At 41.4% G+C, this 16,847-nt stretch carries 13 protein-coding genes; 7 read left to right on the forward strand and 6 right to left on the reverse strand.

What is annotated here, in order from left to right; all coding sequences use genetic code 11:
* Window positions 1–65: 65 nt before the first annotated feature.
* A complete protein-coding gene (locus tag BK820_RS01975) occupies window positions 66–386 on the reverse strand; it encodes a hypothetical protein (protein WP_228715829.1) in 321 nt (106 codons plus the stop codon).
* Window positions 387–496: 110 nt separating this feature from the next.
* Here BK820_RS01975 and BK820_RS15045 point away from each other — a divergent pair, with 110 nt between their 5' ends.
* From BK820_RS15045 to BK820_RS01985, 3 genes are all read left to right on the forward strand, one after another.
* Window positions 497–682 carry a DUF559 domain-containing protein gene (locus BK820_RS15045; RefSeq protein WP_081409025.1) on the forward strand — a complete coding sequence of 62 codons (186 nt, stop codon included), beginning with the start codon at window positions 497–499 and terminating at the stop codon, window positions 680–682.
* A gap of 172 nt (window positions 683–854) precedes the next feature.
* The gene (locus BK820_RS01980; protein ID WP_081409026.1) at window positions 855–1,457 is read left to right on the forward strand and encodes a hypothetical protein; all 603 of its coding nucleotides are present in this window, start codon (window positions 855–857) and stop codon (window positions 1,455–1,457) included.
* Window positions 1,458–1,474: 17 nt separating this feature from the next.
* The gene (locus tag BK820_RS01985) at window positions 1,475–2,074 is read left to right on the forward strand and encodes a transglycosylase domain-containing protein (RefSeq protein ID WP_171260578.1); all 600 of its coding nucleotides are present in this window, start codon (window positions 1,475–1,477) and stop codon (window positions 2,072–2,074) included.
* A 188-nt stretch (window positions 2,075–2,262) separates the two neighbouring features.
* On the opposite strand, the gene metH is transcribed toward BK820_RS01985, so the two are convergent.
* Window positions 2,263–5,949 (reverse strand): methionine synthase, encoded by a 3,687-nt coding sequence (gene metH, locus BK820_RS01990; RefSeq protein ID WP_071319950.1) that lies wholly within the window; start codon window positions 5,947–5,949, stop codon window positions 2,263–2,265.
* A 516-nt stretch (window positions 5,950–6,465) separates the two neighbouring features.
* On the opposite strand from metH, the gene BK820_RS01995 reads away from it, so the two are divergent.
* On the forward strand, window positions 6,466–8,085 hold the full coding sequence (locus BK820_RS01995; RefSeq protein ID WP_071319951.1) for an inorganic phosphate transporter: 1,620 nt from the start codon (window positions 6,466–6,468) through the stop codon (window positions 8,083–8,085).
* A gap of 307 nt (window positions 8,086–8,392) precedes the next feature.
* Here BK820_RS01995 and BK820_RS02000 read toward each other — a convergent pair whose 3' ends face one another.
* Both BK820_RS02000 and BK820_RS02005 read right to left on the reverse strand, forming a co-directional pair.
* Window positions 8,393–9,934, reverse strand: coding sequence for a hypothetical protein (locus tag BK820_RS02000; protein WP_071319952.1), 1,542 nt, complete (start codon window positions 9,932–9,934; stop codon window positions 8,393–8,395).
* A gap of 200 nt (window positions 9,935–10,134) precedes the next feature.
* Window positions 10,135–10,752, reverse strand: a complete 618-nt coding sequence (locus BK820_RS02005) for a rhomboid family intramembrane serine protease (protein ID WP_008304768.1) — start codon at window positions 10,750–10,752, stop codon at window positions 10,135–10,137.
* A gap of 160 nt (window positions 10,753–10,912) precedes the next feature.
* On the opposite strand from BK820_RS02005, the gene nfuA reads away from it, so the two are divergent.
* On the forward strand, window positions 10,913–11,551 hold the full coding sequence (gene nfuA, locus BK820_RS02010) for a Fe-S biogenesis protein NfuA (RefSeq protein ID WP_004810902.1): 639 nt from the start codon (window positions 10,913–10,915) through the stop codon (window positions 11,549–11,551).
* Between the two features lie 177 nt (window positions 11,552–11,728).
* Window positions 11,729–13,792 carry a TonB-dependent receptor domain-containing protein gene (locus tag BK820_RS02015; protein WP_071319953.1) on the forward strand — a complete coding sequence of 688 codons (2,064 nt, stop codon included), beginning with the start codon at window positions 11,729–11,731 and terminating at the stop codon, window positions 13,790–13,792.
* A 39-nt stretch (window positions 13,793–13,831) separates the two neighbouring features.
* Here the strand turns inward: BK820_RS02015 and BK820_RS02020 are convergent, their stop codons facing one another.
* Both BK820_RS02020 and BK820_RS02025 read right to left on the reverse strand, forming a co-directional pair.
* The gene (locus BK820_RS02020) at window positions 13,832–14,839 is read right to left on the reverse strand and encodes a hypothetical protein (protein ID WP_048882286.1); all 1,008 of its coding nucleotides are present in this window, start codon (window positions 14,837–14,839) and stop codon (window positions 13,832–13,834) included.
* Between the two features lie 14 nt (window positions 14,840–14,853).
* Window positions 14,854–15,891 carry an alpha/beta fold hydrolase gene (locus tag BK820_RS02025; RefSeq protein ID WP_071319954.1) on the reverse strand — a complete coding sequence of 346 codons (1,038 nt, stop codon included), beginning with the start codon at window positions 15,889–15,891 and terminating at the stop codon, window positions 14,854–14,856.
* A 306-nt stretch (window positions 15,892–16,197) separates the two neighbouring features.
* On the opposite strand from BK820_RS02025, the gene BK820_RS02030 reads away from it, so the two are divergent.
* Window positions 16,198–16,812, forward strand: a complete 615-nt coding sequence (locus BK820_RS02030; protein WP_004810892.1) for a carbonic anhydrase — start codon at window positions 16,198–16,200, stop codon at window positions 16,810–16,812.
* The last annotated feature ends 35 nt before the right edge of the window (window positions 16,813–16,847 follow it).

The raw sequence follows: 16,847 nt of genomic DNA on the forward strand, positions 1-16,847 counted from the left end.
GGATTTGCTATGAGTTCTCCCTCTCCCATTGGGAGAGGGTTGGGGTGAGGGTGCTTAATATTTGATTATGAAATTATGTCTGATAAAGGAGATATAACGTTATTTATAATTTTATGTGTGTTGGGGGACATTACCTCTAAATCGCAAGAAGTAAAGAAATGAGGAACAATTATTAAAAGTAAGCCTGTAATCAATGTAATTATGCTTACAGCAAGTTCCAAAACAATATTAATTAATTCAATTTGAGTAGCCATACCTATAAATAATGTTAGTTTACTCATACTATTTATTACAAGTGCTAGAGAAGCCACCAAAAGTATGCTTCCTATAAATTTTGAATATTTAAGAGTAAAAAAATACATGTAAGAATAAACACGAGCGCTCATGTTGAACCCTTGTTAAAAAGAATTGAGGATTATTTAATCTATATTCGAATGTAGTAGTAAACGCAAGCAATTCGATAATTATTTATAACTTATTAAATTTTTTTACTTACATAACGGGCAGTCAGTACTTTACGTATGAAGGATTAGACACAGATAGAATTCGAGATGAAGCTTTGGCTCAATTTGGGTCGAAAGTATTAAGGTTTGATAATGGGCAGGTGATGGGGCGGATTGATGATGTAGCAAATGTAATTTATAAATATTGTTTGAATGAGCTTTCTAAAGAATCCCCCTAAATCCCTTTTTAAAAAGGAGGTTAGGAGGGATTATGAGAAATAAAATAGGGTTCTAAAAAGAGAAATATTTAATTGATAATTGAGCAAATTTATTGTTTTTATAGATATTTTTCTTTAGAAGAATTTTTCTTTTAGATAAGATAAAGCAATTTCCTTATAAAAAATCCTAAAAATGAGTGAAATACAATTTTGGAATGTGATCACAAACGATTTTGCATTTGGTGATGTATTAGAGGCAATAGTTGCAGCTATATGTATTGCTTTACTCTTTTTCTTTATAAAAGAAAAATTATTTGGTATTCCTGATTTTTCAGGAAAATGGTTTTTGAAGTCTATTACCAAGCAATCAAAATATAATCCATTTATTTCTATGGAATTACAACACCAATTGTTTTTAAGGTTAGAGGGAAATAATTTAAGAGGAGCTTCTGAAAAAATATACGAAAATTCCTCCTATGGTATGAGAAAAACGCACTATAAACACGTTCTAACGTATGTTGGTCATTATCGATCAAATGCAAAGATAGAAGGTTCAATACAAAAAAGAATTTTTAGTTCAGATATTTTGACATTACATGCAACTGAATATGGAGAAAGACGATCATCAACGATTTATTGTCGTTTTGAGTTGACAAAAAAATATTGGATTTTTGGAGGATACAAAGATCATATTTTTAAAGGTGAATTTTACTCTATGGTAGCAGACCAAAAAGGGGAGGTTTGGTTGTCACAAACTGAATTTTCAAAATCAATTCCACAGATTATTCCAAAATGAAAAGGGTTTATTTCTGTTTGACGATACCTTTTCTATTTTTTGCTAAGGTTTTAATTTTATTTAGAACTTCTAGATTTAATCAAGATTTAGAAAAAATTAGCAATTTAATATCAAAGACCGAGTTAGATTTAGACAAGGAAATTTTATATATTCTGGCTGTAGCTGAAGATCATAGAGTAAATAGTCATTTAGGCATTGATCATTATGCAATGTTAAGAGCAATTTACTATACGAAATTTAAAAAACAGTTTCAGGGTGCAAGTACAATAGCTCAACAGCTAGTAAGAGTGGCTACTGATCGATATGAAAAAACTTGGCGTAGAAAATTGAGAGAGCAACTTTTAGCAGTTTTGATCTCTCGAAGATTTAGCATAGAACAAATATCAACTACCTATCTTAAAATTGCATTTTTAGGGTCAGGTATGAATGGATTAGATAGATACCTTAAATGGAAAAATATTAACCATTCATTAACTACATTAGAAAAAATTGAAATTATATCTAGGCTGAAATATCCAGAACCGTTAATAACTAACCATGAGTGGTCGTCTAAAATCAAAATAAGAGTTGGTAATATATCATCTAAACTAGAAAAATCCCTCCCAACCTCCCTTTGAAAAAGGGAGGAGCTGTCACGTAATTCATTTGATACGTGAAAGTCCCCCTTTGGAGAAGGGGAATTTAGGGGGATTCAAAGATTCAAAACAAAAAAATCCCCTCACTCGAGGGGATTTTTCATATTCGATACGAATGGATTCTTCCCCCTTTATCAAAGGTGAGAAGCATCGCTTCGCAAGGAGGGGGATTAAACCACAGAATCATCCAAATTCGGTGCTAACCAACGTTTCGCTTCATCCAAGGTCCAGCCTTTACGCTTCGCATAATCCTCGAGCTGATCGCCAGAGATTTTACCCACGTTAAAGTATTCCGTTTCAGGGTTTGCATAGTAGAAACCGCTCACAGATGAAGGTGGCCACATCGCAAAGCTAGACGTTAAGTACGTGCCCATTTTCTCAGTCGTACCTAACCAGTCAAATAATGGCGCTTTTTCAGAATGCTCAGGACAAGCAGGGTAGCCCGGTGCAGGACGAATACCCACATACTTCTCTTTGATCAATGCTTCATTGTCCAAAGACTCATTCGGTTGGTAGCCCCAGAACTCTTTACGGATCCGCTGATGCAGATGTTCAGCAAAGGCTTCCGCAAAACGGTCACCCAAGGCTTGAACCATGATTGCATTATAGTCATCACCTTTGGCTTTATATTCTTGCGAAAGTTCTTCCGCACCAAAGATTGAAACGGTGAAACCACCCAAGTAATCTTGAGCTACATCTTTCGGTGCAATAAAGTCAGCCAGAGAGTAGTTCGCTTTACCTGTTACTTTGTCAGACTGCTGACGTAGGTGCTCGAAGGTATGCGTTACATTGCCAGCTTCATCAGTCACTGCAACCGTATCTGAACCGGTACGATTTGCCGGGTAGATGCTGAACGTTGCACGCGCATCGAAACGTTTATTGTCGATAATATTTTTCAACATTGCTTGCGCTTGTGCATACAGGTCACGTGCTGCTTCACCGACAACTTCATCTTCAAGAATTTTCGGGAATTTACCCGCAAGGCTCCAAGAGATAAAGAATGGCGTCCAGTCAAAGTATTCCACCAAGGTTTCTAGAGGATAGTTGGTGAAAGTCTGAGAACCAATGAAATTTGGTTTTACTGGTGCATTCTTGTCGAAGTCGATTTTGAAGCCATTTTCAACTGATTCTTTATAAGAGAGCTTCGCAGCTTTCGGCTGTTTATTGGCAAGACGGGTACGGATTTTTTCATAATCCGCTGCATAGTCTGCCATCAATTGTGGTTTCATTTCGGCAGAAAGTAATTGTGTGGTCACACCTACAGCACGAGAGGCATCAGCCGTATAGAACACACCATCATTTTGATATTGCGGAGCAATCTTCACCGCTGTATGCGCTTTCGATGTGGTCGCACCACCAATCATCAGTGGAATGTTAAAGCCTTTACGTTGCATTTCTTTGGCAACAAAAACCATTTCATCTAAGCTAGGTGTGATCAAACCAGATAGACCAATGATGTCAACTTTCTCATCAATTGCCGTTTGTAGAATCTTCTCACACGGCACCATCACGCCAAGGTCCACGATGTCATAACCGTTACAGCCAAGTACCACGCCCACGATATTTTTACCGATGTCGTGTACGTCGCCTTTTACTGTAGCCAGCAGGATTTTACCTTTGGCTTCGCCTTGGGTTTTTTCCGCTTCAATAAACGGGTTCAACCAGGCCACGGCTTGTTTCATGACACGTGCAGATTTCACCACTTGTGGCAGGAACATTTTACCGGCACCGAACAGGTCGCCGACCACGTTCATACCTGCCATTAAAGGCCCTTCAATCACATCTAAAGGACGTGCAGATTTTAAACGGGCTTCTTCAGTATCCTGATCGATGTAAGTGGTGATGCCTTTCACCAATGCATATTCAAGACGTTTTTCAACACTTTCATTACGCCATTCCAGGTTTTCTTCGGCTTTTTGTGCGCCTGCTTGACCACGGTATTTTTCAGCAATAGTCAGTAATTTTTCAGTCGCTTCTTGACCGCTTTCACCTTGATTACGGTTCAAGACCACATCTTCAACGGCTTCTTTCAGTTCTGCATCGATATCATCGTAAATCGCAAGCTGGCCGGCATTCACGATCCCCATGGTCAAGCCTTTCTGGATCGCGTGATACAGGAACACCGCATGGATCGCTTCACGAACAGGTTCGTTACCCCGGAATGAGAACGACACGTTTGAGATCCCGCCTGAAATCATCGCATTTGGCAGGTTTTGTTTGATCCAACCAGTCGCTTCAATGAAGTCTACGCCATAGTTATTGTGTTCTTCAATACCGGTTGCCACTGCAAACACGTTCGGGTCAAAGATGATGTCTTCAGATGGGAAGCCGACTTCATTTACCAGCACGTCGTAAGAACGTTTACAGATTTCTTTTTTACGCTCTGCAGTATCCGCCTGACCATTTTCATCAAATGCCATCACGATCACTGCAGCACCGTACTGACGGCAGAGGCGGGCACGTTCTACAAACTCGTCATAACCTTCTTTTAAGGAAATCGAGTTCACCACGGCTTTACCTTGTACGCATTTCAAACCTGCTTCAATGATCTCCCATTTTGAAGAATCAAGCATGATTGGCACACGTGAAATATCAGGTTCAGATGCGATCAGATTCAGGAAGTGCACCATTGCAGCTTGTGAATCGAGCATGCCTTCATCCATATTGATGTCGATGATCTGCGCACCAGCTTCAACTTGTTGACGGGCAACGTCTAAAGCTTCTGTGAAGTTTTCTTCTTTAATTAAACGAAGGAACTTTTTAGAACCAGTCACGTTGGTACGTTCACCGACGTTCACGAACAACGAATCTTTGGTGATGTTAAATGGTTCTAAACCACTTAAACGGCATGCAGGCTCAATTTCAGGAATCTGGCGTGGCGCAATACCTTCAACTGCTTGTGCAATCGCGCGGATATGATCCGGCGTAGTACCACAGCAACCACCGGTGATATTGATCAAGCCGCTTTCAGCAAATTCTTTGATGAATGCTGCCGTTTCTTCAGGGGTTTCATCATAACCACCGAAAGCATTTGGCAAGCCTGCGTTTGGATGTGCAGAAACGAAAGTATCAGCAACGTCAGATATGGTTTTTACGTGTGGACGCATCGCATCTGCACCCAGCGCACAGTTAAAGCCGATTGAAATCGGTTCTGCATGACGCATTGAATTCCAGAACGCTTCAGCGGTTTGACCGGTCAATGTACGGCCTGATGCATCGGTAATCGTACCTGAGATCATGATTGGCAATTCATAACCAATTTCTTTAAACACTTCTTTTACCGCAAAAATGGCAGCTTTGGCATTCAAGGTATCAAATACTGTTTCGATGAGGATAATGTCGGCACCACCTTCAATCAGTGCTTTGGTCGATTCGATATAGTCGACTTTTAATGCATCAAAAGTAATGTTACGGAATGCAGGATCATTTACGTTTGGTGAAATAGAGGTGGTACGTGAAGTCGGACCAATTACACCTGCCACAAAACGTGGTTTTTCAGGGGTCGAATATTTCGCGCAGGCCTCTTTGGCAAGACGTGCTGCCTCACGGTTAATTTCTGGAACCAGATCTTCCATGTGGTAATCCGACATTGAAACACGGGTACCGTTAAAGGTATTGGTTTCAATAATGTCAGCGCCCGCTTCAAGATACGCTTCATGGATACCTTGAATAATGTGTGGTTGTGTTAAAACCAGAAGGTCGTTGTTGCCTTTAAGGTCATATGCCCAATCAGCAAAACGCTCACCCCGATAATCGGCTTCTTCCAATTTATGGCGTTGGATCATGGTACCCATCGCACCATCGATAATTAAAATTCTTTTGGCAAGAAGTTCTTTCAGGGTGGCAAGTGTGGACATTCAGACTTTCTCAGTAAGCATCAAAAACGGCAATAATCTTAACAGATTAGTGCGCAGTTTTCTGTAGCCATTATTCAGAATGCTGGATATGGCTGATATGAAAATCTGATAAGAAAATTGAACTGTGCATAGAAAGCTGAAAACAGATAGAAAACAGAAAGCCCTAAGTCAGTTATGGAGGAATTGAACCGAAAATAAAATATAAATGAGTTTCATGAAAGTGTCATATGGCTGGGGCAATATAGAGTCAACTGTGACCGGCTCAGGAAAATGACAGTCCTGAGAAAATGATCAATTTTATTGCAAAACATGAATGAAGTTGAGTGGATAAACGGTTTTTATTTAAATAAATTATTGATTTTTATTTTTTAATTTTAATATTGATAGTATGTAGCTTTAGGATGAACGGCAGCAAGAAAGTCTAAGAAATTGGTCTATATGATGGCGCTTTGTCATATAATTGTCACAATTAAACTGAACAATATGGGGATTCTTGAATCCTCTATTCCTGCTTGCATGAATTCTAATCAAACTCCCTCAGGTTCAGCCCATCAGTCGCCTTCACATAAGTCGACTAATGTTCATGTGCCAACACCGAAATTTTTTATGCCGGTGTTTCTGACTGTAATTATTTCTACGCTGATTTATATCGGCTTTCAGTTGACTTCAGATCTGGCGCATGTTCCAGCAATCGGTATGTATTCGATGATTCTTTTAGCCACAGCGCTATTTATTGCGCTGGGCTTTGAATTCGTCAATGGTTTCCACGATACAGCCAACGCGGTTGCCACCGTAATCTATACCAACGCATTGTCTGCACCGGTTGCAGTCATGTGGGCAGGTTTCTGTAATTTCCTTGGGGTAATGGTGGCCAGTGGTGCCGTTGCTTACGGGATCATTGCATTACTTCCTGTTGAACTGATTATGAACGTGGGTACAGGGGCCGGTTTTGCCATGGTCTTTGCCATGCTGATCGCCGCGATTCTCTGGAATCTGGGCACCTGGTTCCTGGGTATTCCTGCTTCGAGTTCACATACCCTGATTGGTTCGATTCTGGGGGTGGGCATCATGAACTATCTGCTCAACGCAGGTGGCGGTGCTTCCGGTGTGGACATGGAACAGGTGATGAAAGTCGGTAAGGCGCTGTTATTTTCGCCTTTGATCGGTTTTGCTTTTGCTGCAATCCTGTTCTTGCTGGTGAAAAAAATCTTCAGAAAGCAGCTAGAACTGTTTAAGCCACCTGAAGGTAACAAGCCACCACCACCACTGATTCGTGCCATTCTGATTTTTACCTGTACTGGCGTAAGCTTTGCCCATGGTTCAAATGATGGTCAAAAAGGTATGGGCCTGATCATGCTGATCTTGATCGGTTGTGTACCTTTGGCATACTCGTTAAACAAGAATCTTGATGCACAGCATATCCAGTCTTTCGGTCAGTTATCTGCTCAAACTGCTGATGTGATCTATCCACAGCATGATGATATTCCGGATGAACAGGCACGTGCCGTAATTACCAAATATATTCAGACTAAAGAGTTAAATGCTGAAGTTGTGCCAGCATTGGCAAGCTTAACGGATCATTTGGGTGAAAAAGTCGGTTCATACACGAATATTAAAGATGTGCCTGAGGCGCAAGTTTCAGAATTCCGTAATGACATGTACTTGAGCACCACAGCATTTAAACGCTTGGATAAAGCAGAAGCTTTGCCTGCGATGACTGCTGCACAGGAAAAAACAGTTGACGACTATCGTGATAACCTGGATTCATTCCTGCAATACATCCCGACTTGGGTAAAAGTGGCGGTTGCTTTGGCCCTTGGTCTAGGTACCATGGTGGGCTGGAAACGTATTGTAGTGACTGTAGGTGAGCGTATTGGTAAACAACATATGACTTATGGTCAGGGGATGTCTGCCGAGCTGGTAGCCATGACTACAATTGCTGCTGCAGACGGTTTCGGTATGCCGGTATCAACGACTCATGTTCTGAACTCTGCGGTTGCAGGTACGATGGTAGCGAACAAGTCTGGCCTGAACTTCCAGATGGTGAAAACGATTCTGTCTGCCTGGGTGTTCACACTGCCAGCAACGATCTGTCTGTCAGGTGGTTTGTACTGGGTACTGTTAAAAGTTTTCTAAGAAAATTTGATGTAAAAAACGCTGCCAAGGCAGCGTTTTTTATTGGTGATTTTTACCTCTCCCTTTCGCACTCGGAATATATTCTAAGGATGCTCATCTCCTAAAAAGAGAGGAAGAGCTTTATATTTAAATAGAGTGATTTAAGTAGAGAATAACCTCTCCCTGACCCTCACTTGTACTTCGTTTTAAAAGCAGTGCTTTAAAACTTGCTCAGGAGAGGGCTGGGATGAGGGAAAAGTAAAAAAACTTTTTCTCACCAATACCTGTGTAGTGCTTTAAAAACTTGGACAGGAAAGAGCGATTACTATTATTTCTTCAACTTGCCTAACAATCCTTTCGGCAACTTATCCGTCGCAAAACCATATAGCGCCGCAAAAGGCAGTGCAGTACGTGCCAGATAAGCCACTCGCCATAAACCACCATGATTTGCACCAGACATCATCAGCTCAAGTGGATGATTCAGTTTTACATCTGGATTAGCCACAGACTCCGGATTACGCAGATCATGAATCCATAAGGCTGCCATAATCGCATTGGTAGTTTCTGGTGCAAAAGCTTCGACATCAAACAGGCTGGCACCATTAAACGCAGCTTTAAGCAGCGGATTCTTGGTTACAGAATAAGTGGTTGTAGAAGGTGCGATATTAATACTGACATGTTGGCCATTGGTACGTGCCAGTGTGGCACGCCATTGCTGGATGCGTTTTGCCAGCGCATAGTTCGGGCCTTGTTCAACGACCAGACAGTCACATATGCCATAGGATTGATCAGCAACTTTGAATAAATCTTGTGCATTTTTCTTAAAGAAATGTTTGCGTGAGATTAGCGAAATACCTTTGGTCAAAGTACTTTCCAGTTTAGACAGATAATGGTATTTGCTTTGCGATGCTTGAACAACTTCTTCTGGCACCGCATAGACGTCAGTTGGTGTACACATATACATCAAACTGGTATTGGCTTTCTGCCCGCTGACATGTTTCATGATTGCATCCATTGCCATGGAAACACGCACATGTTTTTCACCATCCAGGTAGGCGATTGCTGCCAGATCCAGGTTTTGCTCGAACTGAATCAGCCATTGGGCAATTTCTGGAATTTGCGTTAGCAGGTTGGCACCGAGCTTCTCTTTTAGAACTTCAATTGAAGTATCCGCTGGCAGAGTTTCAGCTGAAGGCGCATATAAAGTAGCATTACCTTCACTTACCGTATCCAGAATCTTGCTCCAGACACGGGTATTGGGCAGGTCAATTGCCACGATATTGGCTTTCCATTTAGATAACCAGGTCAGTGGACCCGCTTCAGAAGCAGCACCGAACAGCACCGTGGTACGATCTGACAGGTCAAACCATTCCGGATGGGCAATACATTCACGCAGGGCATGGGCATGACTTGGCTCGACGATACCACGTTCTTCCCATAGTTGGATCTGGTCCACTAAGGCTTGTCCCTGCAATTTTTTACCATGATAAGGCACATACCATTCAGGAGCTTTTTCAGACTGACCTTTCAGCTGAAAGGTACTCAGGTTTTGCGCAGGTAAAGACATTACATCTTTGAGTAGATGCTTCTGGCCATCACGGTAATATTCAAAACTGGCATGCGCTGTTTCCAGACCTTGTTGGGCAATATTCAGTGCTGCACCTGGAGAGCGCAGGCCATCTTCAACCAGATGTTTAAAGTGAACCGGATATTGCTTACGCCAGTTTTTTTCCTGTTGAGCTGCGCTGGCATGTACAGGATCAACAGCGTTTAAGGCTTCAGAAATGATAGTGCGGCCAATTTTTGAAGTGCTAGGTTTTTGTTGTGAAGCAGAAATAGGGAATTGAAGACCGTCTGGGGAATTGGACATGCAAAATATCTCGCGATTTACAGCAATTAATATACAGATGTATACATTATCACTGCAAAATCCACTCCAAGGTTGGCAATATATGACATCCTGACTTTTAAAATTATTACGAGATGTTTCGAAATAAAAGGAAGCATATGGCTTCCTTATCATCACTCGTTTAAAAACTAATTCTCAGTACCCTTGATGAATGAAAGAATCTAGAAGGGGAGTTGAGCCAGTTTATTCAGGAAGTGTGGAATAAGTCGAGGTTCCAGGATAATGGTCATAATCACACCATAAGCCGCCCCCCAAAGATGGGCGCTGTGATTGATATTGCTGTTCCCACGTTTGCCAGACCAGACACTATAAGCGACATAAAGTACTGCAAAAATAATGGCCGGCACAGGAATAAAAAACACGAAAATCAGTTTCCATGGCTCAAACAGAATATAGGCAAATAGCACTGCTGATACTGCACCCGAGGCCCCCAGACTTGCCCAGCGTGGATTATTTTTATTTTGCAGATAACTCGGAATAATGGCTGCAATCAGACCACCCAGATAGAACAGGACAAAGCCCAGATCATAAAGATACTGGCGATAAAAGCTCTCGATAATACTGCCAAAGAAGAACAGCGTAATCATATTGAACAGTAGATGTGTGCCATCTGCATGAATAAAGCCATGCGAAATAAAACGGTCATATTGACCACGTTGAATTGCTGGTGGCCAGAAAATCAGACGGTTCATGACCTGCTCTTTGGAAAAGGCAATAAAAGAGATGATGCAGGTAATCAGAATAAGGGTAACGGTATGATTAAAGGGTAAATGCAGCATAGACGGCAGTTCTAATTCTGAAGTAGTGATCCCTAATCTTGCCATTATTCTGACATTTAAGTAGTACTTTTATAATAAATCCGACAATTTTAGTTGAAATTTTAAATTTACCCCGCATCTTCAGTTAAAATGGCAGCTTCAGCTTGAGGAAATTATTGTTATGTCGACTGAGAACAGCAGCACTGCAGTTACAGAAGAAATTCCAAATCTATTGATTACACCGACTGCACAAGAGTATTTAAAGGATCTACTGGAAAAGCAAAATACACCAGGTATTGGTGTACGCGTTTTCGTGGAAAATCCGGGTACACCGCGCGCTGAATGTTGCATGGCTTATAGTGCACCAGATGAAGTTGTACCGACAGATTACAAACAGGATTATCCAGAATTCCCTGCGTATATCGATACTCCATCTATTCCTTATTTGCTCGATGCAGTAATTGATTACAACAAAGACCGCTTTGGTGGTCAGCTGACTTTCCGTGCACCAAACTCTAAAGTGCCACGTGTAGGTCCTGATGCCTCGGTAGAAGAGCGTATTACTTACGTGCTTCAGTCAGAAATTAATCCAGGTCTGGCAGGTCATGGTGGTAACTGTGCACTGGTTGAAGTGGTTGAAGATCCTGAACACGGTTTGACTGCTGTACTTAAATTTGGCGGCGGTTGTCAGGGCTGTTCAGCAATTGACGTGACTTTGAAACAAGGCGTTGAAACGACTTTGAAACAGCACGTTCCAGAACTTGCACGTGTGGTTGACCAGACTGACCATAGTCAGGCTGAAGGTGCATACTTCAAGTAAGTAGCAAATAAAATTTAGCTTATGAAAAAGGCCTCAAATATTGAGGTCTTTTTTTATTTGTATTTAATAATGATAATAATTATCAATAGTAATTGTGTTTAGAGTAACATTTGATACAATGCGTCACAATTCCATCAATATTTCTTCATAAATCTACTTTTGGGGCGTAAATAGAGTATGAACACACCGTTTTTGAAATCGACGTTAGCCTTTGCAATCGGCTCGGCAATGGCGGGCAATACATTTGCAGTAGAAGTTGGTGCTCCACAAGTTGAAGCTGCGAAACTGCAAACGATTGTGGTAACTGCAACAGGTTATGAACAAGACCTGTCTAAAGCACCTGCATCCATTACGGTCATTGATCGTGAAGAATTAGAAAAGCGTGAATATAACGACATTACCGATGTATTGCGTAATACGCCAGGGGTCGTAGTTTCAGGTGCAGGTTCTGCACAGACCATCAGTATTCGTGGCATGAGCTCAAATTACACCTTGTTTCTAGTAGATGGTAAGCGTCAATATGGTAAAGATGTGAACCCAAATGGTGATGACGGTGGTTTTGAAAAAAATATCCTGCCACCAATTGCCGCAATTGAACGTATTGAAATTATCCGTGGTCCAGCATCAACTCTTTATGGCACAGACGCCATGGGCGGGGTAGTCAATATCATTACCAAAAAAGTGTCTGATGAATGGTCTGGCAATATTGAGTTAGGGACCATCATTCAGGATAGTAACCGCTCAGGTGATATTAAAAATGGTTCTGTATATCTTGCCGGTCCTTTAATTGCAGATAAGCTTGGCTTGCAACTGGCAGTCAATAAGCAGGAACGTAATGAAGATCGTTATATTGGCGGCTTCCGTGGCACCGAGCGTGAAAGCTTAAACTCGCGTTTGACCTATGCGATTAATGATGATCATGATGTGCAAGTTGAAGCCAATTTTGTACAACAGGAATCTACGACTTCAGTCGGTAAAACGGTAGCACCCGCTCAAGGTGCTGCAGATTCGTTTTCGCGCAATTATCGTAATGTTTATTCAGTAACTCATAATGGCCGTTATAACGATAACTTGGACAGTTCATCATATATTCAATATGAAAATTCAAAAAATCCGGATCGAGGCAATACGGAACTGGGTACCAAAGGAATTACCTTAGATACCTGGACTGCTAACAGTCAATGGAATTTGTTATTGGGTGACCATACTTTATCATTTGGTGGATATTTTAAAGATGAAAAGCTCGAAGATAAAGCCACTAACCGTAATCCGAATTCACCTGAGTTTAGTGAATTGACGCGCTGGTCTGCTGCAGCGTTCTTGGAAGATACCTGGAACATGACAGATCGTTTCGATTTAACAGCCGGCTTACGTTATGACCATGATGAAAACTATAGTGGTCATTTATCACCACGTCTGTATGGGGTGTACGCTATAAATGATAATTTTGTTGTAAAAGGCGGTGTAGCTACAGGTTATAAACAACCTGATATTCGTGCAGCCACTGAAGGTTTCTATAGTGTTACCGGTGGTAGCGGTTCACCATTACCAACAGGGCGTGGCATCATTCGTGCGAATCCGGATTTAGAACCTGAATCGAGTCTATCTACTGAACTGGGCTTCAACTGGAAAAATGATTATATCAGTACTTCTATTACCGGCTTTATCACTAAATATGAAGACCGTATTACCGAAGTGCGTGCCTGTGAAACCGATACCGATGGTACAACGACAAACCGAAATAACTGGCAAAACTGGACATGTTTCGAAGGAGACACGCCGTTTTACTTCATCAGTGAGCGTATTAACGTGGATGAAGCAGAAATTCGTGGTGTGGAAGCTACTTTAGAAGCTACTTTAAATGACTATACGACATTAACTGCAAATTATACTTATACAGATTCCGAGTTTAAGTCGGGTGATTTTAAAGGTCAGCCACTGAACCAGATGCCAGAACATATGTTCAATATCGGGGTAGATTATGAATTAAGCGATGCATTAAATGTATGGAGCCGCTTGCACCATCGTTCTGAAACATCTGCTTACCTGAGTCGTACCTCTATAGCCCAGCCGAATCCAGGCTATCAATTTATAGACCTTGGTTTTAACTACAAATTTAGCCCGAGCCTGACAGGTAAATTTGGGGTCTATAATCTGCTGGATGAAAAAGCAGAAGATATTGATGGTGACCAATTATTAGATGGTCGTCGTTACGGTATCAGCTTAAATGCAAAATTCTAAATCTGTGAGTATAAAAAAAGCCGCGTGAAGCGGCTTTTTTTATACTTCAATCTTTAAGATATTCAGTGTACTTTTGGAATAATAAAACTGTTCCAGATATTGGCGTGCACGTTCACGTAAATAGCCTTGTGAAATCATCTGCTGAATAATCGGTGTCAGCAAGGCATTCAGTTCATGCTGAATCAGCGACTCATCGATATTCAGATCACGAAGTAGCAGATCAAAAGTGTGCTCCTGATTACGGACATACCAGGCATGTACGCCATCCTGTATCTGCTGTTGCAGATAATCGGTCTGGCGCATGTGATCCCAGATCTCATGGCCCAAATTCACAGTCTGGGTCAGGTCTTGTACTTCAATATAATTCTTTAATACGGACAGAGGCATGTCTTTGATTTTATGCCAGAGATTCGCTTGAAAATGATAGAGTTTTTCATCATCAAAATGCTGGTTCAGGATATTTTCACTCAACTGGCCAAGCTTGAGAATATTCTTTTGCAAGTATTTGGCAATGGTATTGTCCAGACTGGTATCAGTGACATTTTCCAGTACAGATTTGCCCATTTTCATAAAGCGGGAAACACCGGGTACGCTTTTGGCAATCACCGAATTATCCAGATAATCCTGAATTGAATGTTGGATCAATTGGCTGATCATGGCAGAGAAGGCCGGATTACTCACTACTTTCTTGATCAGGCGCTGACGATGACCACTTTTACTTGCGACATACTGAGCAATCTTATCAATGGTCAGTACAGGAATCACATCGGCAATCTTGGTGTTGTCATTTGCAGGATGGACCAAAGCAAAACGGATATGTTCTGCAATTTGTTCAATCAAAAAAGAGCTGGCTGCTGTGCCTAATATTTGTTTTTGCAATAGCAGGTTAATTTGCATTGGACTCCACAGATCTTTCAGGGTCTGTTTGCGGAACCAGAGATAAAAAGTCTGAAACTCATTTTGAATCGTTTCAGATTGAGCAAATGACTGATCTAGAAAGTCAAGCTGAGCTTCGATCAATTGTTCAATCATCGGGTGTTTCTGCATATTGATTCTAAAAGTTAATTTAAAGGGATGAGTTTATCAGCAAGTGGATTTTTTAGGGTCTGTGTCTTTGCAAGAAAAGGTAAATAATACTGTGCAACCTGTTTTTCTGCTTCAAGAATCGGTATATGACCAACATTGTTCAGGATCACTGGTGTTTCAGCACGTTTAAATAGGGAGTGCAGCTCTTTAGCCACTTCAACATTAATAATACGATCCTGCTTACCCCATAAAATCAACGTTGGTGCTTCTACAGTACGGGTCAAACGAGCAAATGTTTCCGGCGTGTAGATCCGGCTCAGCATGACAATTTGATCAATAGCTTTGCTGGTCTGCTCGGAACGGGAAATCAGCAGTTTTTCCTGGGCATGTTTTAACTGCTCTGAGAGAGCAGGCGGATGCTGCATCAGTTTATGACTGACATCTTCCAGATCTCCCGGTTTGCTTACAATCAGGTTCTTTAAAGCATATGGATCACGGGTATAGCGCGTATTGGCGTTTTTATAGATTCCGGCACTATTCAGTAAGAACAGGCTTTGCGTATCGAAAGGATATTGAGAAGCATAAACTGTGGCAATCGACCCCCCTAGAGAATGTCCAGCAACATGCAGATTCTCATCGACATCCAAAGCTTCCAGAAAGATACGCAGTTGAGAGGTTACATTCGGTACTGAGAAATCAAAATCTGCGGGTGTACGGGTGTCACCATTATTGGGTAAATCTGGAACGATCACATGATAATAAGGCGTAAGAAACCGTGCGACACGATTCCAGTCGTCTTTGGTGCCCGCCAGACCATGAATCAGTAAAATAGAGGGTTTATTGACATTCCCGCCCTCGTTATAGCTCCAGGAAATATGACCGACTTTCAGCGTTTTGCTTTTCAGACCCGCCTGTAGCCGTTCCTGAACCAGATACTGGCTAAGAATATTATTGCCTGGCTGAGCACGCGTAGGAAAACTGACTTGGGCCTGACTTAGTGTGCTGAAGCTTGGGGCTAATATTAGGGTCATGGCGCAGAGTAATTTTGAGCGCTTTATTAATTTTCTTATCATGGCGTCACATTCCTTGTCTTGCATCCAGTGTACTGTTCAAAACAGTTTTATCCTGAAGCAAATCCACCTTGTTCAGATAAAATTATAGAGTTATTTCTATTGTAAATAATTGTGAAGTAATGTCACCAATAAGTTATTCACATAAGTGAAAAAAATCAGTTTTCATGTGAACTCTGATCATAAATTGAAATATTAGTGTGATGCAGGTCTACTGATAGAAATTTAGACAAGCTGATTTTTTGCAAGTGACATTCATAAATCAGAGGATTAAAATATTGCAACTTAAAACAACGGTGGTAAACACGAATGCTCACAGCTCAGGAAGCTATAGAACGTCTTAAAAAGGGTAACCAACGCTTTGTCAACGGTGAAACGCAGCATTTAAAATTATTATCGCATCAGCAACGTGCTGAAATGGCAGAAAGTCAGGAACCATTTGCTATTGTTTTAGGATGTTCAGATTCACGTGTGCCAGCAGAAATGGTATTTGACCAAGGTCTGGGTGATCTGTTTGTCATTCGCGTAGCAGGGAATATTGTCGCGCCGTCTCAGGTTGGTAGTGTTGAGTTTGCTGCAGAAAGCTTTGGTTGTCCTGTAGTCATTGTTTTGGGTCATACCCATTGTGGCGCAATTCATTCTACGATTGAAGCACTAACCAATCCGGCAACTCCGCCATCTGCAAATCTGATGTCAATTGTTAACCGTGTACGTCCATCAGTTGAAATTCTGATGCAGACTGAACTGAAGGATGACCTCAACAAACTGTCTAAGCATGCAGTGCGTTCGAATGTATTTGCTTCCGTGAACCAGTTACGTCATGGTTCAGCAGTACTGGAAAATCTCATTGCACAAGGCAAATTACTGGTGGTGGGTGCTGAATACTCACTGGAAACTGGTGAAGTCACCTTTTTTGATTTCTAATTTGAATTTTAAGAATGAATGATATTAAAGGCGCC

It is taken from the genome of Acinetobacter sp. LCT-H3 (genome assembly GCF_001866125.1).
Classification (GTDB): domain Bacteria; phylum Pseudomonadota; class Gammaproteobacteria; order Pseudomonadales; family Moraxellaceae; genus Acinetobacter; species Acinetobacter schindleri.